This is a genomic window from Mesorhizobium sp. M0500 (assembly GCF_040321165.1).
Classification (GTDB): domain Bacteria; phylum Pseudomonadota; class Alphaproteobacteria; order Rhizobiales; family Rhizobiaceae; genus Mesorhizobium.
Genome location: NZ_JAMYRB010000006.1, coordinates 139,108 through 164,259, shown reverse-complemented (window position 1 = coordinate 164,259; position 25,152 = coordinate 139,108). Strand labels below are relative to the sequence as shown.

Annotated in this window: 22 protein-coding genes; 13 read left to right on the top strand and 9 right to left on the bottom strand. The window is 64.0% G+C overall.

Annotated features, from left to right (window positions below):
• Positions 1-132: 132 nt before the first annotated feature.
• The gene (locus tag NKI70_RS14165; RefSeq protein WP_352620364.1) at positions 133-1,287 is read right to left on the bottom strand and encodes a dihydrodipicolinate synthase family protein; all 1,155 of its coding nucleotides are present in this window, start codon (positions 1,285-1,287) and stop codon (positions 133-135) included.
• Positions 1,288-1,526: 239 nt separating this feature from the next.
• On the opposite strand from NKI70_RS14165, the gene NKI70_RS14160 reads away from it, so the two are divergent.
• The 13 genes from NKI70_RS14160 to NKI70_RS14100 all read left to right on the top strand — a co-directional run bounded on the left by NKI70_RS14160 (position 1,527) and on the right by NKI70_RS14100 (position 16,209).
• Complete coding sequence (locus NKI70_RS14160; protein WP_352724672.1) at positions 1,527-2,582, top strand: LacI family DNA-binding transcriptional regulator; 1,056 nt, start codon at positions 1,527-1,529, stop codon at positions 2,580-2,582.
• Positions 2,579-3,595, top strand: coding sequence for a Gfo/Idh/MocA family protein (locus NKI70_RS14155; RefSeq protein ID WP_352568156.1), 1,017 nt, complete (start codon positions 2,579-2,581; stop codon positions 3,593-3,595). Before NKI70_RS14160 ends, NKI70_RS14155 begins: the two co-directional genes overlap by 4 nt.
• Positions 3,592-5,193, top strand: a complete 1,602-nt coding sequence (locus NKI70_RS14150) for an acyl CoA:acetate/3-ketoacid CoA transferase (protein WP_352454051.1) — start codon at positions 3,592-3,594, stop codon at positions 5,191-5,193. Before NKI70_RS14155 ends, NKI70_RS14150 begins: the two co-directional genes overlap by 4 nt.
• On the top strand, positions 5,186-5,962 hold the full coding sequence (locus NKI70_RS14145; RefSeq protein WP_352568158.1) for an enoyl-CoA hydratase/isomerase family protein: 777 nt from the start codon (positions 5,186-5,188) through the stop codon (positions 5,960-5,962). The genes NKI70_RS14150 and NKI70_RS14145 overlap by 8 nt, the downstream gene beginning before the upstream one ends.
• 15 nt (positions 5,963-5,977) lie before the next feature.
• Positions 5,978-7,489 (top strand): aldehyde dehydrogenase family protein, encoded by a 1,512-nt coding sequence (locus tag NKI70_RS14140; protein ID WP_352724671.1) that lies wholly within the window; start codon positions 5,978-5,980, stop codon positions 7,487-7,489.
• 59 nt (positions 7,490-7,548) lie between these two features.
• A complete protein-coding gene (locus NKI70_RS14135) occupies positions 7,549-8,802 on the top strand; it encodes an ABC transporter substrate-binding protein (protein ID WP_031194023.1) in 1,254 nt (417 codons plus the stop codon).
• A 144-nt stretch (positions 8,803-8,946) separates the two neighbouring features.
• Positions 8,947-9,906 (top strand): carbohydrate ABC transporter permease, encoded by a 960-nt coding sequence (locus tag NKI70_RS14130; protein WP_023675368.1) that lies wholly within the window; start codon positions 8,947-8,949, stop codon positions 9,904-9,906.
• Positions 9,903-10,847, top strand: coding sequence for a carbohydrate ABC transporter permease (locus tag NKI70_RS14125; RefSeq protein WP_023675367.1), 945 nt, complete (start codon positions 9,903-9,905; stop codon positions 10,845-10,847). The genes NKI70_RS14130 and NKI70_RS14125 overlap by 4 nt, the downstream gene beginning before the upstream one ends.
• Before the next feature lie 4 nt (positions 10,848-10,851).
• Positions 10,852-11,967, top strand: coding sequence for an ABC transporter ATP-binding protein (locus NKI70_RS14120; RefSeq protein ID WP_023675366.1), 1,116 nt, complete (start codon positions 10,852-10,854; stop codon positions 11,965-11,967).
• Positions 11,968-11,972: 5 nt separating this feature from the next.
• The gene (locus NKI70_RS14115; protein WP_352698561.1) at positions 11,973-13,487 is read left to right on the top strand and encodes a GMC oxidoreductase; all 1,515 of its coding nucleotides are present in this window, start codon (positions 11,973-11,975) and stop codon (positions 13,485-13,487) included.
• Positions 13,484-14,245, top strand: a complete 762-nt coding sequence (locus tag NKI70_RS14110) for a 3-ketoacyl-ACP reductase (RefSeq protein WP_352698559.1) — start codon at positions 13,484-13,486, stop codon at positions 14,243-14,245. Before NKI70_RS14115 ends, NKI70_RS14110 begins: the two co-directional genes overlap by 4 nt.
• A gap of 13 nt (positions 14,246-14,258) precedes the next feature.
• Entirely contained in the window at positions 14,259-15,887 is a 1,629-nt protein-coding gene (locus NKI70_RS14105; RefSeq protein WP_352724670.1) for a GMC family oxidoreductase, read from the top strand.
• 10 nt (positions 15,888-15,897) lie between these two features.
• Complete coding sequence (locus NKI70_RS14100; RefSeq protein WP_023675362.1) at positions 15,898-16,209, top strand: Dabb family protein; 312 nt, start codon at positions 15,898-15,900, stop codon at positions 16,207-16,209.
• Here NKI70_RS14100 and NKI70_RS14095 read toward each other — a convergent pair whose 3' ends face one another.
• The 8 genes from NKI70_RS14095 to NKI70_RS14060 all read right to left on the bottom strand — a co-directional run bounded on the left by NKI70_RS14095 (position 16,210) and on the right by NKI70_RS14060 (position 25,149).
• The gene (locus tag NKI70_RS14095) at positions 16,210-17,055 is read right to left on the bottom strand and encodes an EamA family transporter (protein ID WP_352724669.1); all 846 of its coding nucleotides are present in this window, start codon (positions 17,053-17,055) and stop codon (positions 16,210-16,212) included.
• A 7-nt stretch (positions 17,056-17,062) separates the two neighbouring features.
• On the bottom strand, positions 17,063-17,977 hold the full coding sequence (locus NKI70_RS14090; protein ID WP_352698555.1) for an endonuclease/exonuclease/phosphatase family protein: 915 nt from the start codon (positions 17,975-17,977) through the stop codon (positions 17,063-17,065).
• 89 nt (positions 17,978-18,066) lie between these two features.
• On the bottom strand, positions 18,067-19,617 hold the full coding sequence (locus tag NKI70_RS14085) for a cation:proton antiporter (RefSeq protein WP_352620344.1): 1,551 nt from the start codon (positions 19,615-19,617) through the stop codon (positions 18,067-18,069).
• 162 nt (positions 19,618-19,779) lie between these two features.
• Positions 19,780-20,844, bottom strand: coding sequence for an ABC transporter ATP-binding protein (locus tag NKI70_RS14080; RefSeq protein WP_023675358.1), 1,065 nt, complete (start codon positions 20,842-20,844; stop codon positions 19,780-19,782).
• A gap of 16 nt (positions 20,845-20,860) precedes the next feature.
• Positions 20,861-21,652 carry an ABC transporter permease gene (locus NKI70_RS14075; protein ID WP_352588181.1) on the bottom strand — a complete coding sequence of 264 codons (792 nt, stop codon included), beginning with the start codon at positions 21,650-21,652 and terminating at the stop codon, positions 20,861-20,863.
• Positions 21,649-22,563, bottom strand: coding sequence for an ABC transporter permease (locus tag NKI70_RS14070; RefSeq protein WP_023675356.1), 915 nt, complete (start codon positions 22,561-22,563; stop codon positions 21,649-21,651). The genes NKI70_RS14075 and NKI70_RS14070 overlap by 4 nt, the downstream gene beginning before the upstream one ends.
• A gap of 64 nt (positions 22,564-22,627) precedes the next feature.
• The gene (locus NKI70_RS14065) at positions 22,628-23,734 is read right to left on the bottom strand and encodes an ABC transporter substrate-binding protein (protein WP_352698553.1); all 1,107 of its coding nucleotides are present in this window, start codon (positions 23,732-23,734) and stop codon (positions 22,628-22,630) included.
• Positions 23,735-23,976: 242 nt separating this feature from the next.
• Positions 23,977-25,149, bottom strand: a complete 1,173-nt coding sequence (locus NKI70_RS14060) for an iron-containing alcohol dehydrogenase (RefSeq protein WP_352698551.1) — start codon at positions 25,147-25,149, stop codon at positions 23,977-23,979.
• Positions 25,150-25,152 lie beyond the last annotated feature (3 nt).

The window sequence follows — 25,152 nt, the reverse complement described above, 5'->3', positions numbered from 1 at the left end:
GCCAGTTGGCCGGCGGAGCGCCGGATCGGCTTCTCTGTTGCCGGACGCATACCGCATACAGATTTGCCCAGACAAGGCAAATCGCAAAGCCACCCGAAGCAACCTTTGGATCGGACGCTGTAGCGCTCGCGATCAGACGCCCGCTACCGCGCAGAGGCTTGTCATTCTGGCAATGGCAAGCTCGGGGTCGGCCAGCAACCCTGCCTGGTCGGCAAGGCGAAAGACATCGGCATAGTGACGGATGCCGCGCGCCGATTGCATGCCGCCGATCATCGAAAAATGCTCCTGGTGGCCGTTCAGCCATGCCATGAAGATGATGCCGGCCTTGTAATATTCGGTGGGCGCCTCGAAGATTTTGCGCGACAGCGGCACTGTCGGGGCCATCAACGCGTCATAGCCGGCGCGGTCGCCGTCGGCCAGCTTTGCCAGCGCTGCATTGGCGACCGGCGCGATCGCATCGAAAATGCCGAGCAGCGCGTGCGAATGTCTGTCGCCGTCGCCGGCGATCAGCTCGGGGTAATTGAAATCGTCGCCGGTGAACATCAGCACGCCCTCAGGCAGCCGATCCCTGAGCGCAATCTCCTTGCCGGCATCGAGCAGCGATATCTTTATGCCTTCGACCTTGCCGGCATGGCGTTCGATGATCGCGACCACCGTCTCCAGCGCAGTTTCGAAGTCGCTGCTGCCCCAGTAGCCTTTCAGCGCCGGGTCGAACATGTCGCCCAGCCAGTGCAGGATGACCTTGCCGGAGGCCTGGGACAGGATGCGGTCGTAGACGCCGATATAGTCGTCGGGGCCTTTGGCGACCGCCGCCAGCGCCCGGCTGGCCATCATGATCGCCTTGCCGCCAAGCCCTTCGATGAAGCCGAACTGTTCTTCATAGGCCGCGATGACATCGTCTAGCCTGCTGGCGCCCCCCGGCGCCAGATGGTCGGTGCCGGCGCCCGACGCAAGATCGGCGCCTTCGACGCTGCGCGCCTCGGCGATCGAGCGGCGGATCAATTCCTTGGCATTCGCCCAGTCGAAACCCATGCCGCGCTGAGAGGTGTCCATCGCTTCGGCGACACGGAAGCCAAGCCGCCAGAGGTGACGGCGAAACGCCATCGTCTTGTCCCAGTCGACCGCGGGCCTCGACCACGGATCGGTCATGGCGAGGGGATCGGCAACCACATGGGCGGCGGCGTAGGCGATGCGCGAGAAGCGAGCGCCGGCCACAGGCTGCACCGGCTGGCCGACAAGCCGGCAGCGGACACGGCCGGCGCCTTCCCCGGGCAAGGTGATGTCCATGGCTCTCTCCCTTACCAACGCCTATTAAATGGAACGTTCCAACAAATCAAGATATTTTGCCCCTGCCTCGTGCAGCGAAAATTGCTGCATCGCAGCAGCCGAAAGCCCTGCTTGCCCGAGGATTGCGCCACCGAGCCGCATTTCCCGGGTTCGCAAAAACGCGATTGACTCAAATGCGCAGCATGGATTAGATCGTTCCAATAAAATCGCACAAGAAACCACCGGGAGGACAGATCTGGATGGCCAGCCGGGCCAAGGCAACGATACTCGACATCGCCCGTGAGGCGGGCGTGTCCAAGTCGACGGTATCGCTGGTGCTGCAAGGCAGCGGGCTGATCCGGCCCGAAACCGCGCTCAAGGTGCGCAAGGCGATCGAGGACGTCGGCTATGTCTACAACCGCGGCGCCGCCAATCTGCGCAAGGCCCATTCCAACGTCATCGGCATGGTCATCAACGATCTCACCAATCCGTTTTTCGCCGAGCTCGCGGTCGGCATGGAGCGCGTCTTCCAGTCGGCCGGCGTCGTGCCTTTCATCGCCAATACGGCTGAAAACCCGGTGCGCCAGGAAGAGGTGCTGAAATCACTGATGGAGCAGGGTGTCGCCGGGCTCGTCGTGTCGCCGGCGCGCGGCACCACGCCTGGCGCGTTCCGTCGCCTTGAGACCGCAGGCGTTCCGGTCGTCTTCGTCATGCGCCGGCTTCCCGAAAGCCGTATCCCGATGATCACGCCCGACAATCATCGCGGCGCCTATCTCGCCACCGCCCATCTGATCGGCAAGGGCCATCGCCGGCTGGCCTTCTTCGGCGGCTCGTCCGACCTTGTCGTCTATCACGAGCGCCTGGGCGGCTTTCGCGAGGCCTGTGAAGCGCTCGGCATCGAACCGGCCGACAGGCTGGTCTTCGAGGGCGAAACCAGCCGCAAGGGCGGTATTGCCTGCCTGGAAACCGCACTTGCCATGGCCGCGCCGCCGACCGCGGCCCTTTGCTTCAACGATGCGGTCGCCTTCGGCGTCTTGCTGGCGCTGCGCAAGCGCGGCCTGGAACCCGGCGCGGACTTTGCCGTCGTCGGCTTCGACGACGTCGCCGAGGCCGAGCACTATATGCCGGCGCTGACCAGCGTCGCGGTGAACACCGCCGGCCTCGGCGAGCGCGCCGCCCATGTCGTGCTGAAGATGATCCAATCGCGCACCACGCGCGCCGAGGATCATATCGGCGCCGTCAACCTCGTGGTCAGGGAAAGCTGCGGCCCCGATCGCAACGAGCATGGCTGTGCAGGAATGGGAGACGCGGCATGACCGTCAGTTGGGGGCTGATCGGCGCCAGCACGATCGCAAGACAGTTCATGATCGGCGCCATCCGCGCGCAGAAGGACGGCGAGATCGCCGCGGTGATGAGCTCCAGCCCGGAGCGCGCCGCCACTTACGCCAGTGAAAACCGCATTCCGGCGGCGGTCTCGACGCTCGACGCCCTGCTCAAATCCGATATCGACGCCGTCTACATCTCGACCACTAACGAATTGCATCTCGAACAGGCACTCGCCGCCATCGAGGCGGGAAAGCATGTGCTGTGCGAAAAGCCGCTGGCGCTGACCAGCGCCGACGCGCGCAAGATGGTCGCGGCGGCCAGGGCCGCCGGCGTCGTGCTCGGCACCAATCACCATCTGCGCAATGCCGGCTCGCATCGGGCGATGCGCGAAGCGATCGCTGCCGGCCGCATCGGCAGGCTGATCGCCGCGCGCGTCTTCCACTCCGTCTATCTGCCGGAAAACCTGCAGGGCTGGCGCATCACCAGGCCGGACGCCGGCGGCGGCGTGGTGCTCGACATCACCGTCCACGATGCCGACACGCTGCGCTTCGTGCTCGGCGACGATCCCGTCGAGATCTCGGCATTCACGCAGTCGGCCGGCATGGCCGCCGGCGGACTGGAAGACGGCGCCATGTGCCTCTGGCGCTTCGCATCGGGCGTCATCGCCCAATCGCATGAGGGCTTCACGACAAAATTCGCCGGCACCGGCTTCGAGGTGCATGGCAGCGAAGGCTCGCTGATCGCCAAAAATGTGATGACGCAGAAGCCGGTCGGCTCGGTCTTGCTTCGCACGGCACAGGGCGAGGAGGAATTGAGCTTCGACCGCGAAGACCTCTATGCCCGTTCGCTGCGCGAATTCCACGCAGCGATCCGTGGCGACGGCCAGCCGTCCGCCACCGGCGAGGACGGCGTCTGGTCGCTGACATCAGCCGAGGCGGCATTGCAATCGGCCAGGTCCGGAAACGCCGTTGCCATCGACCCGAAGCTCGGGAGCGCCGCGTGAGCAAGCTCGTTTCAGCGGCTGAAGCTGCCGGCCTGATCAGGGATGGCATGGTCGTTTCCGTGTCATCGTCGAGCGGCCTCGGCTGTCCGGATGCGGTGCTGGCTGCCGTCGGCGAGCGCTTCGACGCGGAAGGCCATCCCAGGGACATCACGACGCTGCATCCGATCGCCGCCGGTGACATGTACGGCATCAAGGGCATCGACCATCTAGCCAAGCCCGGCCTGTTGAAGCGCACTTTGTGCGGCTCCTATCCGTCCGGGCCGTCATCGTCGGAACCGCCGCAGATCTGGAAGATGATCGGCGACAATTCGGTCGCCGCCTATAACGTGCCGTCCGGCATCCTGTTCGACATGCATCGCGAGGCCGCGGCCAAGCGCCCCGGCGTGCTGACCAAGGTCGGGCTCGATACCTTTGCCGACCCGCGCCATCAGGGTTGCGCCATGAATGCTGCCGCCAGCGAGCCGATCGTTTCGGTGCAGCAGTTCGACGGCGAGGAATGGCTCTATTTCCGCTCGATCGTACCGCAGGTCGCGATCATCCGCGCCACCACGGCGGACGAGCGCGGCAACCTTACCTATGAGCATGAGGGTGCCTATCTCGGCGGCCTCGAACAGGCGCTGGCCGCCCGCAACAATGGCGGCATCGTCATCGCGCAGGTCAAGCGCGTCGTCGCGAACGGCACGCTGAAGCCGCACGATGTGCGCGTGCCCGGCGTGCTGGTCGACCATATCGTGGTGGCGCCCGACCAGTTGCAGACGACGCTGACGCCTTACGATCCGGCCATCTCCGGCGAGATCTTCCGGCCACTGTCGAGCTTTCGCAACGCCGAGATGAACGTCCAGAAGGTCATTGCGCGCCGCGTCGCCATGGAGCTTGCCGACGGCATGGCGGTCAATATCGGCTTCGGCATCTCGGCCAATGTGCCGCGCATCCTGCTCGAGGAAGGCCAGCACGGCAAGGTCACCTGGGTCATCGAACAGGGCGCGGTCGGCGGCGTGCCGCTGCTCGATTTCAAGTTCGGCTGCTCGTCGAATGCCGACGCCTTCATGCCTTCGCCGCACCAGTTCATCTATTTCCAGGCCGGCGGCTTCGACGCCTCGCTGCTGTCCTTCCTGCAGATCGACCGCCACGGCTCTGTCAATGTCTCGAAGCTTTCGGCGCGGCCGCATGTCACCGCCGGCGCCGGCGGCTTCGTCGACATCACCGCGCGGGCGAAGAAGATCGTCTTTTCCGGTTTCTTCAATGCCGGCGCCAAGTTGTCGCTTGCCGGTGGCGGCATCCGCATCGACCAGGAGGGCAAGGTCAAGAAAGTCGTCGGCGAGGTCGAGCATATCTCCTTCTCGGGCAAGCGTGCCGTCGCGCAGGGACAGGATATCACCTATGTCACCGAGCGCTGCGTGATGAAGCTGACGCCTGCGGGGCTGATGGTGACCGAGTTGGCGCCGGGCATCGACCTCGAGCGCGATGTGCTGGCGCAGGCCGAGATCCCGCTCGCCGTCGCCAACGACCTGAAAGTGACGCCGGATGCGCTCTACCGGGACCGGCCGATCGGCCTATCGCTCAATGGCGGCGCGTCGCTTGGAGGCGCACATGGCTGAGCGTCTGGTAACCTTTGAAACCGACGGCGCCATCGGCATTGTCACGCTGCGCCGGCCGGAGAAATTCAACGCGCTCGATATTCCGATGCTGCGGGCGCTGGAAGCGGCACTCGACGAGGCCGAGACAGCAACCGGCGTCCGCGTCGTGCTGGTCTGCGGCGAAGGCAAGGGCTTTTGCGCCGGCGGCGACGTCGAGGCTTGGGCAGAAATGAGCGCTGCCGATTTCCAGGTGCAATGGGTGCGCTACGGCCACCGCGTCTTCGACCGGCTGGCGCGGCTGCGACAGCCGACGATCGCCGTTCTTGCCGGCCATGCGCTGGGCGGCGGGCTGGAACTGGCGGCGGCTTGCGACTTTCGCGTGGCGGAAACGCAGGTGAAGTTGGGGTTCCCCGAAACCTCGATCGGCGTCGTTCCCGGCTGGTCCGGCACCCAGCGCGCCGTGCGCCGCTTCGGCGCGCAGGCAGTGCGGCGGATGGCGCTCGGCGGCGAGGTGTTTCTGGCTACCGAGGCTCTTGCTCTGGGGATTGTCGACCGGGTGGTCGAGACCGGCAAGGCGTTCGCCGAAGCCAAGGCCTGGGCCGGCAAGATCGCCGAGCGCGGCCCGCTCGCGACCGAAGCCGCCAAGCTGATGATTACAATCGCCGAGGGCGAAGAGAGTGCTGCCGCGACCGAAGCGCTGGCCAGCGGCTTCATCGCGCTGACAAGCGATCTCAGGACCGGCGTCGAGGCTTTCAAGACCAAGCAGAAGCCGGCGTTCTCAAGATCTTAGGAACCTGGAAATCACATGAACGCACCCCTCAACATCGCCATGCCCGCCGAGGCAGCCGCAGCGCCGAAAAGGTACCGGCTGCTGATCGGCGGCAGGTTCATCGACGCCCAGGACGGCCGCACGCTGGAGCGCAGCAGCCCCGGCCACGGCTTCACCGTCTCGCGCTATGCACAGGCCGGCGCGGCGGACGTAGAGGCGGCGGTTCAGGCCGCGCACAAGGCCTTCGAGACCGGCCCGTGGCCGCGCATGAAGGCAGCCGAACGCGCCGCGATCCTGCTCAAAGCTGCTGACCTGATCGAGGCGCGGCTGGACGAGATTGCCCGGCTCGACGCACTGGAATCCGGCAAGCCGATTGCGCAGGCGCGCGGCGAGATCGGCGGCGCCGTCGATATCTGGCGCTATGCCGCGGCACTTGCCCGCACGCTTCACGGCGAAAGCTACGCCAATCTCGGCGACGCCATGCTCGGCGTCGTGCTGCGCGAACCGATCGGCGTCGTTTCCATCATCACGCCGTGGAATTTCCCGTTCCTTATCGTCAGCCAGAAACTACCCTTCGCGCTCGCCGCCGGCTGCACGGCGGTGGTCAAGCCGAGCGAGATGACCTCGGCCTCGACTTTCGTGCTCGGCGAGATACTGATGCAGGCCGGCTTGCCGGACGGCGTCGTCAACATCCTTGCCGGGTTGGGCGCCGATGTCGGCGCACCGATGGTCAGCCATCCGCTGGTCGAGATGGTGTCGTTCACCGGCTCCACCCGCGTCGGCAAGATGACCATGGCGTCTGCCGCCAACTCGCTGAAGAAAGTCGCGATGGAGCTCGGCGGCAAGAACGGCCAGATCGTCTTTCCCGATGCCGACCTCGAGGCCACCGCCGACGCGGCGGTGTTCGGCGGCTTCTTCAATGCCGGCGAATGCTGCAATGCCGGCAGCCGGCTGATCGTCCATGAGGCGATCGCCGACGAGTTCCTCGGCGCCGTCAAAGCCCTCACCGCCAAGGTGGTTGTCGGCGACCCGCTCGACGACCGCACCAAGGTCGGCGCGATGATCTCCGCCGACCATATGGCCAAGGTCACCGGCTACGTGACGGCAGCGGAAAACGGCGGCGGCCGGATCTGTAGCGGCGGCAATCAGCTTGCTTCGAGCGCCGGCCAGTATCTTGATCCGACCATCGTTCGCGATGTCACCGAAGACATGGCCATTGCACGCGAGGAAGTGTTCGGTCCGGTGCTCTCGGTGCTGACTTTTGAATCGATTGAAAGGGCGTTGCACATCGCCAACAACACGCCCTATGGTCTGTCGGCGGGCGTGTGGAGCGCCAGCATCGATACCTGCATGTCGGTGGCGCGGAATGTGCGTTCGGGAACCGTTTGGGTGAACACGTTCATGGAGGGTTACCCCGAGCTGCCTTTCGGCGGCTACAAGCAGTCCGGTCTCGGACGCGAACTCGGCAAGCGCGCCGTCGAGGATTATACCGAGGAAAAGACAATCCAGTTTCATCGCGGCCAGCGCACCGGATGGTGGGTCGGCTGAGTTGGGAAGAACCCGGTGGGCATCCGCCGGTCGTGTAAGTTCAACAAGGGAGGAAGTACATGTTGCGCAAACTGCTTATCGGGACGGCTCTCGCATCGGGCGTTGCGTTCGCGGCCCATGCCGAGGACGTCAAGGAAGTCCAGATGCTGCATTGGTGGACGTCGGGCGGCGAAGCTGCCGCTCTGAACGTGCTCAAGCAGGATCTGGCCAAGGAAGGCTTTGCCTGGAAGGACGTGCCGGTGGCCGGCGGCGGCGGCGACGCTGCCATGACCGCGCTGAAGGCGATGGTGGCAGCGGGCAACTACCCGACCGCCTCGCAGATGCTTGGCTATACCGTGCTCGATTACGCCGCAGCCGGCGTTATGGGCGACCTGACCGAGACGGCGATAAAGGAAGGCTGGGACAAGTCCGTTCCCGCGGCCCTGCAGAAATTCTCCGTCTATGATGGCAAGTGGGTCGCGGCTCCGGTCAACGTCCACTCGGTCAACTGGCTATGGATCAACAAGGCGGTGATGGACAAGATCGGCGGCACCGAGCCCAAGACCTTCGACGACTTCATTGCGTTGCTGGACAAAGCCAAGGCGGCGGGCGTCATCCCGCTCGCGCTGGGCGGCCAGAACTGGCAGGAAGCGACAATGTTCGACTCAGTCGTGCTGTCGACCGGCGGGCCTGAGTTCTACAAGAAGGCCTTCAACGACCTCGACGAGGAGTCGCTGAAGTCCGACACGATGAAGAAGTCGTTCGACAATCTCGCCAAGCTCGTCACCTATGTCGACCCGAACTTCTCGGGCCGGGACTGGAACCTCGCCACCGCCATGGTCATCAAGGGCGATGCGCTGGTGCAGGTGATGGGTGACTGGGCCAAGGGCGAATTCAACGCCGCCAAGAAGGTCCCGGGCACCGACTTCCTGTGCTACCGCTTCCCGGGCACCGACGGCAGCGTCGTCTACAACTCCGACATGTTCGGCATGTTCAACGTTCCGGAGGACCGCAAGGCCGCCCAGATCGCCCTGGCCACCGCCACGCTGTCGAAGAGCTTCCAGTCGGCCTTCAACGTCGTCAAGGGCTCTGTTCCGGCCCGCACCGACGTGCCGGACACCGATTTCGACGCTTGCGGCAAGAAGGGCATGGCCGACCTGAAGGCCGCCAATGAAGGCGGCACGCTGTTCGGTTCGCTGGCGCAGGGCTATGGCGCGCCTCCCGCGGTTGCCAACGCCTACAAGGATGTCGTCTCGAAATTCGTGCACGGCCAGATCAAGACCTCGGACGAGGCCGTGACCCAACTGGTCAGCGCGATCGAAGACGCCAAGTAAGGCACCCGCCCATGTGAATGATCTCCCCGGCGCAAGCCGGGGAGATCCCCTGCGGCGAGGTTTTGCGGTTGCGCCGACCGGCACGCTTTCGTGCCGCAGAGCCCGAGACAGCAGAATTCCGGACCCGCCATACGGAATGGACAGATGAGCACAGTTGCTGAAACCAGTATCACGCTGACGCCGGAGCACGATGCCCGTCCGGGCGCCACGGTGCGCTCGCGCCTTCAGGACGCGCTGCCGAAGCTCGTGCTGGCGCCGAGCTTCGCCGCCACTATCGTCTTCGTCTACGGCTTCATCCTGTGGACGATCTATCTGTCCTTCACCAATTCCAAGACCTTTCCCTCCTATGCGATCACCGGGCCACGCGCCTATCAGCGGCTATGGCGCTGGACTTTCGAAAGCGATCCGCCGTCCTCCTGGTACACGTCGATCACCAATATGGGGATTTTCGGCTTCCTCTATATTTCCATCTGCCTGGCGCTCGGCCTGTTCCTGGCGATCCTGCTCGACCAGAAGATCCGCGGCGAAGGTGTGCTGCGGCCGATCTACCTCTACCCGATGGCACTGTCGTTCATCGTCACCGGCGTTGCCTGGAAATGGTTTCTGGACCCCGGCCTCGGCCTCGAGCAGACGCTGCACCAATGGGGCTGGACGAGCTTCCATTTCGACTGGATCAAGAACAAGGATTTCGTCATCTACACAGTGGTCATCGCCGGCGTCTGGCAGGCGTCGGGCTTCATCATGGCGATGTTCCTGGCCGGCCTGCGCGGCATCGACGGCGAGATCCTGAAGGCGGCGCAGATCGACGGCGCCACCACCTTCCAGCTCTACCGTCGCATCGTCATCCCGCTGCTGCGGCCGATCTTCCTGTCCGCCTTGATCGTCCTCGCGCATCTCGCCATCAAATCCTACGATCTGGTGGTCGCGCTGACCAGCGGCGGGCCGGGCGGTTCGGCCTGGCTGCCGTCCAACTTCATGTATGAGTACACCTTCAAGCGCAACGAGATGGCCGTCGGCTCGGCCAGCGCCGTGATCATGCTGATGACCATCACCGCGATCATCGTTCCCTATCTCTATTCCGAGCTTCGGGAGAAGCCGCGATGAGCGCCGTGGCCACTCCTGCTCGCCAGAGCACTGGCGGTATCAGCGCCAGGACGGTCAACCGTATTGTCATCTACGGGCTGCTGGCGCTGTTCGCGCTGTTCTACCTGATGCCGTTGTTCGTCATGCTGGTGACCTCGTTCAAGACCATGGACGAAATCCAGAACGGCAACATGCTGGCGCTGCCGCAGGAGCCGACCTTCGCACCTTGGATAAGGGCGTGGAGCGAGGTTTGCTCGGGTCTCACCTGCGTCGGCATGAAGGGTTATTTCTGGAACTCGATCAAGATGGTGGTTCCGGCCGTCATCATCTCGACCCTGCTCGGCGCGCTCAACGGCTATGTGCTGACGAAATGGCGCTTTCGCGGGGCGACGCTGGTGTTCGGGCTGATGCTGTTTGCCTGCTTCATTCCGTTCCAGTCCGTCCTCTTGCCGATGGCAACGATCCTCGGCAGCCTCGGCCGGTTCGGCGTCAAGCTGCAGAACGCGACCGGCCTCACCTTCGGCTTCGGCAATCCGACCGTGAACCTGGTGTTCGTTCACGTCGTCTACGGCATCGGCTTCACCACCCTGTTCTTCCGCAATTATTACGAAGCGTTTCCGAACGAGCTGGTGAAGGCGGCGCAGATCGACGGCGCCAGCTTCTTCCAGATCTTCCGGCGCATCATGCTGCCCAACTCGCTCCCGATCATCGTGGTGACGGTGATCTACCAGTTCACCAACATCTGGAACGACTTCCTCTTCGCTTCCGCCTATGCCGGCTCAGGCGACGTGATGCCGATGACGGTGGCGCTGAACAATGTCGTCAACACCTCGACCGGCGTCGTCGAATACAACGTCAACATGGCGGCGGCGATGATCGCCGCGCTGCCGACGCTCCTCGTCTACGTGCTCGCCGGCCGCTATTTCGTGCGCGGCCTGATGGCCGGCGCCGTCAAAGGATAATCGCATGGCTTTTCTGGAAATTGACGGGCTGAAGAAGCGTTTCGGAGCGGTCGAGATCCTGAAAGGCATCGACCTCGACCTGGAAAAGGGCGGCTTCCTCGTGCTGGTCGGGCCTTCCGGTTGCGGCAAGTCCACGCTGCTCAACACTATTGCCGGCCTGGAAACCATCACCGAAGGGGAAATCCGCGTCGACGGACGCACGATCAACGATCTCCACCCCTCCAAGCGCGACATCGCCATGGTCTTCCAGAGCTACGCGCTCTATCCGAACATGACGGTTGCCGGCAATATCGCCTTCGGCATGGAGATGCGCGGCGTGCCGGCCGGCGAGCGCCAGAAGGCGATCGACAAGGTGGCGAAGGTCCTGCAGATCGGCCATTTGCTGAAGCGCAAGCCAAGCCAGCTCTCCGGCGGCCAGCGCCAGCGCGTCGCCATGGGCCGGGCGCTGGTGCGCGATCCAAAGCTGTTCCTGTTCGACGAGCCTTTGTCCAATCTCGATGCCAAGCTGCGTGTCGACATGCGCATCGAGATCAAGCGCCTGCACGCCACCACCGGCACCACCATCGTCTACGTCACCCACGACCAGATCGAGGCGATGACGCTGGCCACCAAGATCGCGGTGATGCGCGACGGCGAGGTGCAGCAGTTCGGCACGCCAGCCGAAATCTATAACAATCCGGTCAACCTGTTTGTTGCCGACTTCATGGGCTCGCCGGCGATGAACCTGATCCCGGCGACGATCGGCAGCAACGGCAGCGGCTTCTCCGTCGTCATGGAGCGCGAGGCGCGCCAGCCGATCTCGCTGCCGCTGGGCAATGCGCCGGCCGGCCTGTCGGCATTCCAGGGAAAACCGATCATCTTCGGCGTCCGCCCGGAAGCACTGACCGATCCCGAGGGTGCCGAACGCAACGCCTCGAACATCGCCCGCGCCGACTGTCACATCGAGGTCATCGAGCCGGCCGGCTCGGATACGTTCGCGGTCACCAATCTCGGCGGCAAGGCGGTGGTGGCGCGGCTGCGCGCCGATGCCAAAATCCAGCCCGGCACGGTCACGCCGCTCGCCTTCAACCTGACCAAGGCGGTGTTCTTCGATCCAGCGACCGAGAAACGCATCGTCTAACGGCCATGACAAATCCCGACATCGTCATCATCGGCTCCGGCATAGGCGGCGCCACGATCGCCTCCGGCCTTGCCGGCAGTGGCGCCTCGATTCTGATGCTGGAGCGCGGCGAAGCCCTGCCGGCAACGCCGCACACACGCGACACCCGCGCGATCTTCGTCGATGGCCACTATAGGCCGAAGGAGATGTGGCTCGAGGCCGGCGGAGCGCCGTTCAACCCGGGCAATTACTACTATGTCGGCGGCAATTCGAAATTCTACGGCGCGGTGCTGATCCGCTACCGCAGGGAAGACTTTTCGGAGATGGAGCATTATGGCGGCGTCTCGCCGGCCTGGCCGTTTTCCTACGAGGAATTCGAGCCCTGGTATTCCAGGGCCGAGCAGCTTTTCCGCGTGCGCGGTGCACTCGGTGAAGACCCGACCGAGCCGTTCCACTCGATGCCCTACCCTTTCGGGCCGGTACCCGACGAGCCGCCGATCGCGCGTGCGCGCGCCGAGCTTAGGAGCCTGGGCCTGCACCCGGCATCGCTGCCGCTCGGCATCGACATCGAAGCCTGGCTGAAAGACGGCAGCACGCCGTGGGACGCTTTTCCCAACACCGGCGTCGGCAAGGTCGACGCCCAAACGGGGCCGCTGACCGCCGCCCTTGCCGACCAGAACATCAAGCTCGAGACCGGCGCCCACGTCGAACATCTCGAGGCATCGCCGGATGCGGGGACAATCGCTGCCGTCCATTATCGACAGAACGGTACGCTGAAGAAAGTCGCGCCGAAGCTGGTCATCCTATCGGCCGGCGCGGTCAATTCCGCCGCCATCCTGCTGCGCTCGCCCAGCCCTCAGGGCAGAGGCGGTGGCAAAGGCCTGGCCAACCGCTCCGACCAGGTCGGCCGCAACTTCATGAACCACAATTCGAGCGCCATGCTGGCGATCGATCCACGCCGCCGGAACAAATCCGTCTACCAGAAGACGCTGATGCTGAACGATTATTATCTGTCCGACGGCAAGGGCGGCAAGCCGCTCGGCAATGTCCAGCTCCTCGGCAAGATCGACGGCAACATCCTCAAGGCCAATGTCAGGCGCGCGCCCAAATTCGCGCTCGATTTCATGGCCGGCCGCGCCGTCGACTGGTATCTGATGTGCGAGGACCTGCCCGATCCCGAGAGCCGCATCATGGTCGACGGCAAGGACATCGTCATGCAGTGGCGGCGCTCCAACATGCAGTCGCTCGACGGACTGACCAAGGTGATGCGCGAGAATTTCCGCGCCTGCGGCTATCCGATCGTCCTATCGCGTCCGTTTGACAAGCGCACGCCCTCACATCAGTGCGGCACGGTGAAGATGGGCAACGATCCAGCGACCTCGCCGCTTGATCCGTTCTGCCGCTCCTTCGACCACAGCAATTTGTTCGTCGTCGATGCCGGCTTCCTGCCGAATTCGGCCGCCGTCAATCCGGCGCTGTCGATCGCCGCTCAGGCGCTGCGCGTCGCCGATCATATCCGCAAGACGGAGCTTGCAACATGAGCCGCCCGGCAGCGATCGTCACCGGCGGCGCGCGCGGGATCGGCCTTGCTTGCGCCGAGGCGCTGGCCGACGCAGGCTTCGACATCCTCCTCTCAGACCTTGCCGACGAAGCCGCCGACGGGCTCGCCGCCGACATCACAGGGCGCGGCGCGAAGTTCGCCTATGCCAGCAGCGACATCGCCGACCTCGACGGCCACGCAGCGCTGATTGATGCCGCGACAAGCGCCTTCGGCCGCATCGACTGCCTGGTCAACAATGCCGGCATCGGCGCCGTCCTGCGCGGCGATCTGCTCGAGCTCAAGCCCGAAAATTTCGACCGGGTGCTCGGCATCAATCTGCGCGGCACCGTATTCCTCAGCCAGGCCGTCGCCAAAGCGATGCTCGGCCTGCCAAGCGATGGTGCGAGATCGATCATCACCATCACCTCGGTCAGCGCCGCCATGGCCTCGCCGGAACGTTCCGATTACTGCATCTCCAAGGCTGGGCTTTCGATGTGGGTGAAGAACCTGGCGCTGCGGCTTGCCACCGAAAACATCGCCGTGTTCGAGGTGCGCCCGGGCATCATCCGCACCGACATGACCGCGGGTGTCACCGCCAAATATGACGGATTGATCGACGGCGGGCTGGTGCCGGCAATGCGCTGGGGCGCAGCGGATGATGTCGGCGCCGCCGTGGCGGCGTTGGCCGGCGGCACGCTCGGCTTTTCGACCGGCTCGGTCATCAATGTCGACGGCGCGCTGTCGGTGCCGAGGCTATGAACAGGGTGACGCCATGACCGACTACATCATCGTCGGCGCCGGCCCGGCCGGCTGCGTACTCGCCAACCGGCTGAGCGAAGATCCGTCGCATCAGGTGCTGCTGCTCGAAGCCGGCGGCAAGGACTGGCATCCGCTGATCCACATGCCGGCCGGTTTCGCCAAGATGACCAAGGGCATCGCCGCCTGGGGCTGGTCGACGGTGCCGCAAAAGCACATGCAGGACCGTGTCTTCCGATACACGCAGGCCAAGGTGATCGGTGGCGGCTCTTCGATCAACGCCCAGATCTACACGCGCGGCAACGCCCGCGACTACGACGCCTGGGAGAAGGAAGAAGGCCTTGCCGGCTGGGGCTATCGCGACGTGCTGCCCTATTTCAAGCGCGCGGAGAACAACCAGCGTTATGCCAACGATTTCCACGGCGACCAAGGCCCGCTCGGCGTGTCGAACCCGATCGCGCCGCTGCCGATCTGCGAGGCCTATTTCCGTGCCGGACAGGAGATGGGCATCCCCTTCAATCCCGACTTCAACGGGGTAGCCCAGGAGGGCGTCGGTTACTATCAGCTGACGCAGAAGGACGCGAAGCGCTCCTCCGCCTCTGTCGCCTATCTCCGGCCGATCCGCGAGCGAAAGAATCTCACCGTCAGGACCGGCGTTCTGGTGACGCGCATCGTCGTCGACAAGGGCCGCGCCGTCGGCGTCGAGATCGTCGACAGGCCGGGCGGCCAGCCAACGATCCTGCGCGCCGAGCGCGAGGTGATCGTCTCGTCCGGCGCCATCGGCTCGCCGAAGCTTTTGCTGCAGTCGGGCATCGGCCCGGCCGACCATCTGAAGGCGGTCGGCGTAACACCGGTGCACGATCTGCCCGGCGTCGGCTCCAACCTGCAGGATCATCTCGACCTGTTCGTCATCGCCGAATGCACCGGCGATCACACCTACGACAACTACGCCAAGCTGCACTGGACGGCGTGGGCCGGGCTGCAGTATCTGCTCCTGAAGAAAGGCCCGGTAGCCTCCAGCCTGTTCGAGACCGGCGGCTTCTGGTACGCCGATCCGACCGCCGCCTCTCCCGACATCCAGCTGCATCTCGGCCTCGGCTCCGGCATCGAGGCCGGCGTCGAGAAGCTGAACAATCCGGGCGTGACATTGAACTCGGCCTTCCTGCGCCCGCGCTCGCGCGGCACCGTGCGGCTGAACAGTGCCGACCCGGCCGACCGCCCGCTGATTGATCCGAACTATTGGTCCGATCCCTATGACCGCGACATGTCGATCAAGGGGCTGAGGCTGGCGCGCGAGATCATGCGGCAGAAGGCGCTGCAGCCCTATGTACTGCGCGAGGTACTGCCGGGACCCGACCTGCAGAGCGGCGACGAGTTGTTCGACTACGCCTGCCGCAGTTCCAAGACCGACCACCACCCGGTCGGCACCTGCCGCATGGGCCACGATGCGATGAGCGTGGTGACGCCCGATCTCAAGCTGCGCGGTATCGAGGGCCTGCGCGTCTGCGACGCCTCGGTGATGCCGCGCATCCCCTCCTCCAACACCAATGCCCCGACGATCATGGTTGGCGAAAAAGGCGCCGATCTGATCCTTGGCCGCGAGCCGCTGCCGCCGGCGGTGTTTTCCACCAACCGAGCGGCATGAGGGACAAAGAATGATCAGGCACTGTGTCTTCGTCAGATTTCGCAACGATGTCGCCGACGCCGAGCGCGCGGCAATCCATGCCGATCTCGAAGCGTTGCGGGCGGTGATCGACGGCATGGGCAGGGTCGAATTCAGCGCCAATACCAGCCCGGAACCCTTCGCCCGCGGCTTCACGCACGGCTTCACCATCGACTTTCGCGACGCTGCGGCACGCGATGCCTATCTGGAGCATGAAGCGCATCAGCGAGCCGGCGCAAAACTGGTCGCGGCGCTCGAAGGCGGCACCGACGGGCTGATGGTGTTTGATCTGGAGATCGCGTGACTATCCCATTCTCAGCGCAACGACGCCGGCAACGATGCTAAGCACCGCGGCACCTCGCCATGCCGTCATCTTCTCGCCGAGCGCGAACACCGAGATCATCATGGCGAACAGGATCGATGTTTCGCGCAGCGACGCCACCGAGGCGATCGGCGCCTTGGTCATCGCCCACATCACGATCCAGTAGGCGCCGCCGCTGAGCACGCCGGTATAGATTCCGGCCTTCCAGTCGCGCGCCAGCACCGGCAGCGCCTGTGGGCCGCGAAAGACGACGCATAGCACCAGCGCCCACAGCGCATCGCAGACGAACAGCCAGGCGGCATAACTCGACGCGGTGGCGGCCAGCCGCGCGCCGCTGCCGTCCGACAGCGTGTAGCTGGCGATGAAGATCGATGTGCCCAGCGCGAAGCCGACGGCGCGCAGGTTCAATTTCTCCAGATGCGCGCCGCCGCGAAACGACAGCACCAGCGTGCCCGCCGACAACAAGAGGATGCCGACAACGGCGAGCGGCGCCGGCATCTCGGCAACCACCACAACGCCCCCCAAAGCGGCCAGCAATGGCGCGGTGCCGCGCGCCAGCGGATAGGTCTGGGCGAAATCGCCGGCCTTGTAGGCGCCGATCAGGAACGTCCTGTAGCCCATGTGGAAGACAACCGAGGCGAGGATGTATGGCCACACTTCCGGCTTCGGCACCTCGACGAAAGGCAACGTCACCAGCGCAGCGGCACCCATGCCGAGCGTCATCAGTGTGATCGACAGGAAACGGTCGAGATGGACCTTGACCAGCGCGTTCCAGATCGCATGCATGGAAGCGGCGGCGAGCACCGCGAAAAAGACAAACAGGCTCATCGGCGGTTCATCCGCCGCCCGTCCCGATGACGATCGGCGTCTCCAGGTCGATATCGACCCAGAGCGGAAAATGGTCGGAAGCGATTTGGCCGATATCGGCGCTGACCGAGCGCACGCGCCCGGCAAACATGCCGCCGACGAAGCAATGGTCGAGCCGGCGCTTTGCCAGCCTGCCATCGATAGTCTTCACATGGGTGTGGAAATCCGCTGTCGGTTCCATTGCGACGGCGGCGGCATCGACAAAACCGTCGAGATAGGCGGCACCGCGATGATAGGGCGCGCTGCCGACAATGCGCCGGTACTCGGCGCTATCCGGCTCCATGTTGAAGTCGCCCAACCAGATCGCCGCTACGGGGTTTTTTGGCTCCTGTTCGCCATTGCTCCAGTTGCGCGCCGGCTCGTCGTCGGCGCCGCTCCATGGGCCGCCCTCGGACGGCACGCGGCGATGCTCGGCGAGCAAATAGTCGATCTGCTCCAGCCGCTCCTCGGCCGCGATATGCGCCAGATGCAACGACAGCACCCGCACCGGACCGGCAGGGGTGCGGATCATGCATTCGAGTGCGGCATTGCGGGTGTTGAGCGGCCGCAGCGTGCGCCTGAGCGGCAGGGTATGCAGCCGCGACCAGACGATCGGCAGCTTCGACAGAACCATGGTGCCGAATTGCCGCCGCCGGTTGACGATGCGGCCTTCACGCCGGTGGCTGGCATCCATGTCGAAGGCCGGCCCGTAGACCCAATGATAGTCGGGCAGCAATTGCGAAAGAAGTTCCGGCTGGTCGTCCTCGTTGCTGCGCAACCAGTGCCGTTCCACCTCCTGCAAGGCGACGATGTCGGCGCCGGCCACGACCTTGGCACAACGCGCCAGGTCGTAGCGGCCATCGCTGCCGAAGCCGTACTGGATGTTATAGCTGACCAGCTTCATTGCTTATCCGGCTCAGTTTCCTGCTGGCAGTAGCCGTTCGCTGACAGCCTTGCAATGTGCAGCCGAGCGGAGGGAGCTTGGGCCAGATGCTAAGTGGTCAGCGGCTGGAACCGACCGGGCGGGGATGCTGCCAGTTCCGACCAGTCGATTTCTTCCTCAAGGCGGTGGTAGGCTTCGTCGCCGATCGTTCCGTCGATGCGCAAACGCTCCAGCGCATCGCGCTGGCTCTTGATGGCGTAAAGACGCAATCTGTCATACTCGGTCGCAGCCTGGGCATCCTCCGGGTTTTCGGCGATGGCGCGCTGGGCGGCATATTGCTCTCGCACCGCCCCGGCCGCGCTGGATGTCTTGCCGCTGAGCACGTCCAGCGCCGCCTGCATGATGGCGACGCGCGCCTGCGCCACCTCCCGGTCGACCGTCCGGTCGAGGTCGAGATTGAGCAGAAGCAGCAACGGTTTCAGGCTGACGCCTTGCAGCACCAATGTGCCGAGCACGACCGTGAAAGCGGCGAGCACGATCGGATCACGGCCCGGAAAGTCGGCCGGCAAGGCAAAGGCTGCCGCAAGCGTCACCAGGCCACGCATGCCGCACCAGCCGATAAGCACGCCGCCGCGAAATGTCGGCGCGTCCTTCCGCCTGTCCTCGTCGCCCAGACGTGCCAGCGCTCTGAGGATCGCGCCGCAGCCCAGAACCCAGACGAGCCGCGATACGATGACGACGGCCAGCACAGCCAGGGCAAAGACGAACGCCTCGCTTTGTCCTTGCTCGGCAAGTCGGCCGACGATGGACCGCGCTTGCAGGCCCATCAGAACGAAGGCCAGCACGTTGAGCACGAACACCGCCGTCTCCCAGACCGAGTAGGAGCTGACACGATTCCTTGCCGGCATGCGGCGCGGCGATGTACGTGCGATCGTCATGGCATAGACGACGATCGTGATGATGGCGGAAAGCCCTATCCTGTCGGCCAGGATCCAGACGCCGAAGGTTGAGGCGAATTGCACCACGGTGCCGCTCGCCGGGTCGTCGATGCGGCCGAGTATGGCGAGAGACAACCGGCCGAGCACATAGCCTGCGGCAAGGCTGCCGACCGTCGACAGCAGGATCATTGGAACGGCACTGCTCAACAGGATGGAGCCGGCGGCTGCGGAAACCGACATCCTGTAGATCAGCAGCGCCGTAGCGTCGTTGAGAAGGCTCTCGCCTTCCAGGATGGCGGTGATGCGGTGCGGCACCTTGAACTGTCCGAGCACGGCCGCCGCCGCCACAGCATCGGGCGGCGCTACGATCGCGCCGAGCGCTATGGCCGCGGCAATGGGCAGGCCTGCCATCGTCCAGCCGACCAGCGCGACCGTCACGGTGGTGAAGATGACGGCGCCAAGCGCCAGCAGGATGAGCGAAACCTTGTAGCGGTTGAGATCGCGCAGCGACGTGTCATAGGCCGCGTCGAGCAGAACCGGCGCGATGAACAGAGCGAGCGCCAGCTCCGGGTCGATCTCGATGGTCGGGGCAAACGGCAGGAAGGCGATGCCGGCGCCGGCCAGCGCCAGCAATGACGGATAGGGAATCTGCAGACGCCGCGACAGCGCGGTCAGGGCGACCGCGATGAGAAGCAGGACAAGGGTGAGTTCAAAAAGCGCCATGCCTTATCGTAGCGGTGAAGCCGGGCGATTGGCACTGCAAAAACGGCGACGGCTTTGGCTGCTCGTGAATGGTGAATGGTGAATGGTTGCTTGCAGAGGAATTTCGGCGCGTAAAGCGCATTCTTACTATTCACTATTCACTATTCACCATTCACTCTTCTCCTAATGCAGCACCAGCATGTCGCCCGACGAGAACGAAATCTCGGCCTTTTCGCCGACGGCCGGCGGCGGTGTGGCCGGACTGTTGAACGTGTCGAGCGAGACCGTGCTGCCGCCGATGCCGACGCGAACCCGGATGACCGAGCCGAGGAAATGCACCTCGGCGATTTCGCCCGAAAGGCTGGAATCGCGGCCGGGGTGTCGGCCGAGCGAGATCGCCTCGGGCCGCAGCGCCAGCGACAGCGTGTCGCCGGATTTCGAGCCGTTGAGCTTGCCCTTGAGCGAGACCTCTTGCGAGTTGACGCGCACCTTGCCCGAAGCGGCGTCGGTGACCGTGCCTTCGAGCACGTTCAGCGTGCCGACGAAATTGGCGACGAATTTGGTTGCCGGCCGGTTGTAGATCTCGAACGGCGTGCCGACCTGCTCGGCCTTGCCGCCATACATGACGGCGATGCGGTCGGAGATCGACAGCGCCTCTTCCTGGTCGTGGGTGACGAAGATGGTGGTGATGCCGAGCTTCTTCTGGATCGAGCGGATTTCCTCGCGCAGTGACACGCGCACCTTGGCGTCGAGCGCCGACAGCGGCTCGTCGAGCAGCAGCAGTTTCGGCTTGGGCGCAATCGCCCGCGCCAGCGCGATGCGCTGCTGCTGACCGCCGGAGAGCTGATAGGGATAGCGGTCGCCCATCTGTGGCAGCTTGATGATGTCGAGCATCTCGGCAACGCGCCTGTCGGCATCGGCCTTCGGCATACCGGCGACCTTCAGCCCGAAGCCGATATTCTGCGCCACGGTGAGGTTCGGAAACAGCGCATAGGCCTGGAACACCATGCCGACATTGCGCTGGTTGGGCTTGAGCCGGGTGATGTCCTTGCCGGCCACGACGATCTTGCCGGCGGATGGCTCTTCGAAACCGGCGACCATGCGCAGCACCGTCGTCTTGCCGCAGCCCGACGGGCCAAGGAAGGAGACGAATTCGCCCGGCTCGACGTCGAGGTTGAAATCCTGCACCACGGTGATGGGGCCGAAGGATTTTCGCACATGCTGGATTGAGAGGAATGGCTCGGTCATGGCTTTTTCTTTCGGGTCAGTTCGGACGGTTCGCCGATCGCGGCGCGAAGCGCGACAGGATCTGGATCAGCGACATGCAGCCCCAGGTGATGGCGAAGGCGATGATGGCAAGCGCCGCCGGCTCGTAGGCGCGATTGGCGCCGACGTTCTGCAGATAGGGTCCGAAAGCAGGCCGGTTGAGCAGGCTGGCCATGGTAAATTCACCGATGACGATGGCGAAGGTCAGGAAGGCGCCCGACAGCACCGCGATCAGCACGTTCGGCAGGATGACCCGAGCGATGATCGTGCCCCAGCCGGCGCCGAGGATCTGCGCCGCCTCAGTCAGTGTCCGCACGTCGATGGTGCGAAGCCCGGTGTCGACGGCGCGATACATATAGGGCAGCGCCAGTGTCGCATAACCGATGACCAGCAAGGCATTGGCTCCTGTGTCGCTGGCCAGGAACGGCAGCGGTGAGTTCGACCCGTACATTCTGATGTAGCCGAAGACGATAACGATGGCCGGGATGACCAGCGGCAACAGCGTGATGAACTCGACGACGGGCCTTAGCTGCGGCAGCCGCAGACGAATCCAGTACGCCGCCGGCACCACCACCAGCACGCCAAGGATGATGGTGAAGATGGCGGCGACCACCGAATAGATGAAGGTCGCCTGGAAGCGGGGATCGCCGAGCACGACCTGATAGGCATCGAAGGAATACGCGCCGCGCCGCATGCGCATGGAGAATTCCACGGTCGCGATCAGCGGAATGAAGAAATAGGCCGCGCCCAGCGCGAAGACGATCCAGGCCCAGAATCTGCCGGACTTCATTTGAGCCACCTCTCAGAGCGCGTCCTGAACCAGATGTAGAAGACATTGGCCAGCCCAGTGATGACGATCATGCCGAAGGCGATGGCGTAGCCGAGATGGGCATTGTGCAGCACGTCACCGCGGATCTGCGCGTAGAGCAGGATAGGGACGATGTTAAGCGAGGAGCCGGTCAGAGCGTAAGCGGTGGCGATGGCACCGAAGGCGTTGGCGAACAAGAGGATGACGGTGCCGAGGAAACTTGGCCAGATCACCGGAATGACGACCATGCGCCAGAACTGCGCCTGGGTCGCGCCAAGCGTTGCCGCCGCTTCGCCCCATTCCTTCTTCAGCCCATCGATCGCCGGCACGATGATCACCACCATCAGCGGGATCTGGAAATAGACATAGGTCAGCGTCAGGCCCCAGAACGACAGGATGTTGAAACCATGGGCATAAATGTTGAAGCCGACCAAGACGTTGAGCAGCACCGTGGCGAGCCCGAGCCGGCCGAGCGTCGCGAGAAAGGCGAAGGCCAGCGGCACGCCGGCAAAATTGGAGGCCACGCCGGAAAAGGTCAGTGTCGCCGAGCGTATCCACTCCGGCAGCCCGCCGCGCACGATGGCGATGGCAATGGCAAGCCCCGCGAAAGCACCGATCAGCGACGAGGCGAGGCTGACCTTGATTGAGATCCAGTAGGCGGCAACGATCGACGGCTGCGCCAAGGCCGCTATGTTTTCGAAAGTGAATTCGCCGGCATCGTTCCGGAATGCGCCAAGCATCAGATAGAGCGTGGGCAGGATCAGGAACATGATGGCGAAGATGAAGAAAGGCGCAACGCCAAGCCACTGCGTCGGCAGCCTCATGCTGCGGGCGTCGGCAGGAGGCGCGGTCTTCCCGGCAACAGCGTGATCGGACAACGAGATATCGGTCATGCGCCGGCTACCGTCCTGGAGGTATGCCGGGCGGCGATCTAAGCCGCCCGGCTGATCTCAAGTCTTACTTGACGTTGGCGCCGACGACGGCATCCCAGTTCTTGGTGATGGCTTCCTTGGCCTTGCCCTGCTCGTCGAGCGTCGGGAACACCGCGGCTGCATAGGACTCGGCCGGCGGCAGCTTGGCCATCACATCAGCCGGGAGCTTGCCATTCTTGGCGAGGTCGTTGAAGCGGATCGGGTGACAATAGCCCTTCAGCCAGCCGATCTGGCCTTCGTCGGAATAGAGATATTCCAGCCATAGCTTGGCAGCATTCGGGTGCGGCGCGTAAGCACTAATCGCCTGAACATAGACGCCGGCGACGACACCGGTCTTCGGCACGACGACGTCGACCGGCGGATTGCCCTTCAGCGTATCACGGCCGGCAAGCGCGTTATAATCCCAGGTCACCAGGATTGGCGTCTGGCCTTGGGCAAGCGTCGCGGGCTTGCCGATGACCGGCACGAAATTGCCGGCGGCGTTGAGCTTCTTGAAGAAGTCGAGACCAGCCGTGCCGGCGGCTTCGCCGGCAGCCGCACCGCCGGAAAGGCCGGCGGCATAGACTGCCTGGATGGCCTGGTTCGAAGCACGCGGGTCACCGGCGAGCGCCACGGCATTGGCGAATTCCGGCTTCAGCAAGTCGGCCCAGTCGGCCGGCGCTTCCTTGACCAGGTCCTTGTTCACCAGAAACGAAAGCACGCCGTAATAGTCGCCGGTCCAAAAGCCTTCGGCATCCTTGGCGCTGTCCGGGATCGAGTCCCAGGTTGACACTTTATAAGCCTGGATCAGGCCATCCTTCTTTGCGGTCGGGCCGAAGCTCAGGCCGACGTCGATGACGTCGGGCGCTTGCGGGCCCTTGTTGTCCTTGTTGGCCTTGATCGCCTCGACCTCGTCGCCGGAGCCGGCATCGGGGTTGAGCTCGTTGATTGTGAGTTCCGGATATTTTGCCTTGAAGCCGTCGATGACCGCGCCGTAGCCGCACCAGTCATGGGGCAGCGCGATGGTGGTGAGCTGGCCTTCAGCCTTGGCTGCGGCGACCAGTTCATCCATGGACTGGGCCGACGAGATGGCAGAGGTCGCCATCAGGGCGACGGCCGAAAGGGAAAGCAGTTTTCCCGTGAATTTGAACATGTGTTCTCTCCGTTGAACTGACGCCGTTGGACGCCTGCGATGCGGTATCGTTTTCGTGTGACAGCCAGATGAAAGCTTTGTGAAAGCGATGCCCCGCAGTATGAAAAAGTAAACTCTTTTTAACCGGCTGTAGCAATCGCTTCGCGATTCTTTTTCCGGCTAACTAGTTTCGATCTTGCCTTTCATCTTTCCCCCTTTCCTTTGCCTCTTTTCCCAAGTCGATTTCCGATGCGAAAATTGTCTCAGACGGTGCCGGCGATGGCGTTTTCGAGCAGCGTCAGCGCCGCCTTTTTGGTCAGCTTGACCGGGTTGCCGCCCGCGGTCGGATCGACCACCGCCATGTCGGCAATCAGGCCCTTGCGTTTCTTGTCCATGTCGAGCCCCTTGATCAGGCCGGGCAGCGCATGCGGCACCTTGAGCTCCTTGCGCAGCTTGATGATCGCCTTGGCAAAACCGTCGAATCCGCCCTTGATGCCGCAATAGGCGGCAAGCCGGGCTATGCGCGGCTCGATCGCCTCTCGGTTGAAGGCCAGCACGTAGGGCATGAACACGGCGTTGGTCATGCCATGGTGGGTGTCGTAGAGCGCGCCGATCGGATGCGACAGCGAATGAATCGCTCCAAGCCCTTTCTGGAAGGAGGCCGCTCCCATGGCAGCGGCGCTCATCATGTTGGCGCGGGCGACCAGATCCTTGCCGTTGGCGTAGGCTTTCGGCAGGTTTTCGAAGACCAGCCTTATGCCTTCCACGGCGATGCCGTCGGCCATCGGGTGATAGCCCGGCGCGCAATAGGCTTCGAGGCAATGGGCAAGCGCATCCATGCCGGTGCCGGCGGTGATGAAGCCCGGCATGCCGACCGACAGCTCCGGATCGGCAATGACGATCGCCGGCAAAAGCTTTGGATGGAAGATGACCTTCTTGGTGTGGCTCGCCTCATTGGTGATGACGCCGGCGCGGCCGACCTCCGAGCCGGTGCCGGCCGTGGTCGGCACGGCGATGATCGGCGCGATCGCATCGGCATCGGCGCGTGTCCACCAGTCGCCGACATCCTCGAAATCCCAGACCGGCCGTGTCTGCCCGGCCTGGAAGGCGATCAGCTTGCCCAGGTCGAGCGCCGAGCCGCCGCCAAAGGCAATGACGCCGTCATGCTTGCCCTTCTTGAACACGGCAATGCCGGCGGTCAGGTTGGAATCCACCGGGTTCGGCTTGACCTCGGAAAATACGCCATACGGCACCTTGGCGTCGTCGAGGATCTTCAGCGTCGAGGCCACCACCGGCAGCCTGGCCAGTCCCGGATCGGTGACGAACAGCGGCCGCTTGATGCCGGTCGCCGCCAGCACCTCCGGCAGCTCCTTGATGCGTCCGGCGCCGAAGCGGACGGTCGTCGGGTAATTCCATTTGGAAACGAGTTTTGTCATTTC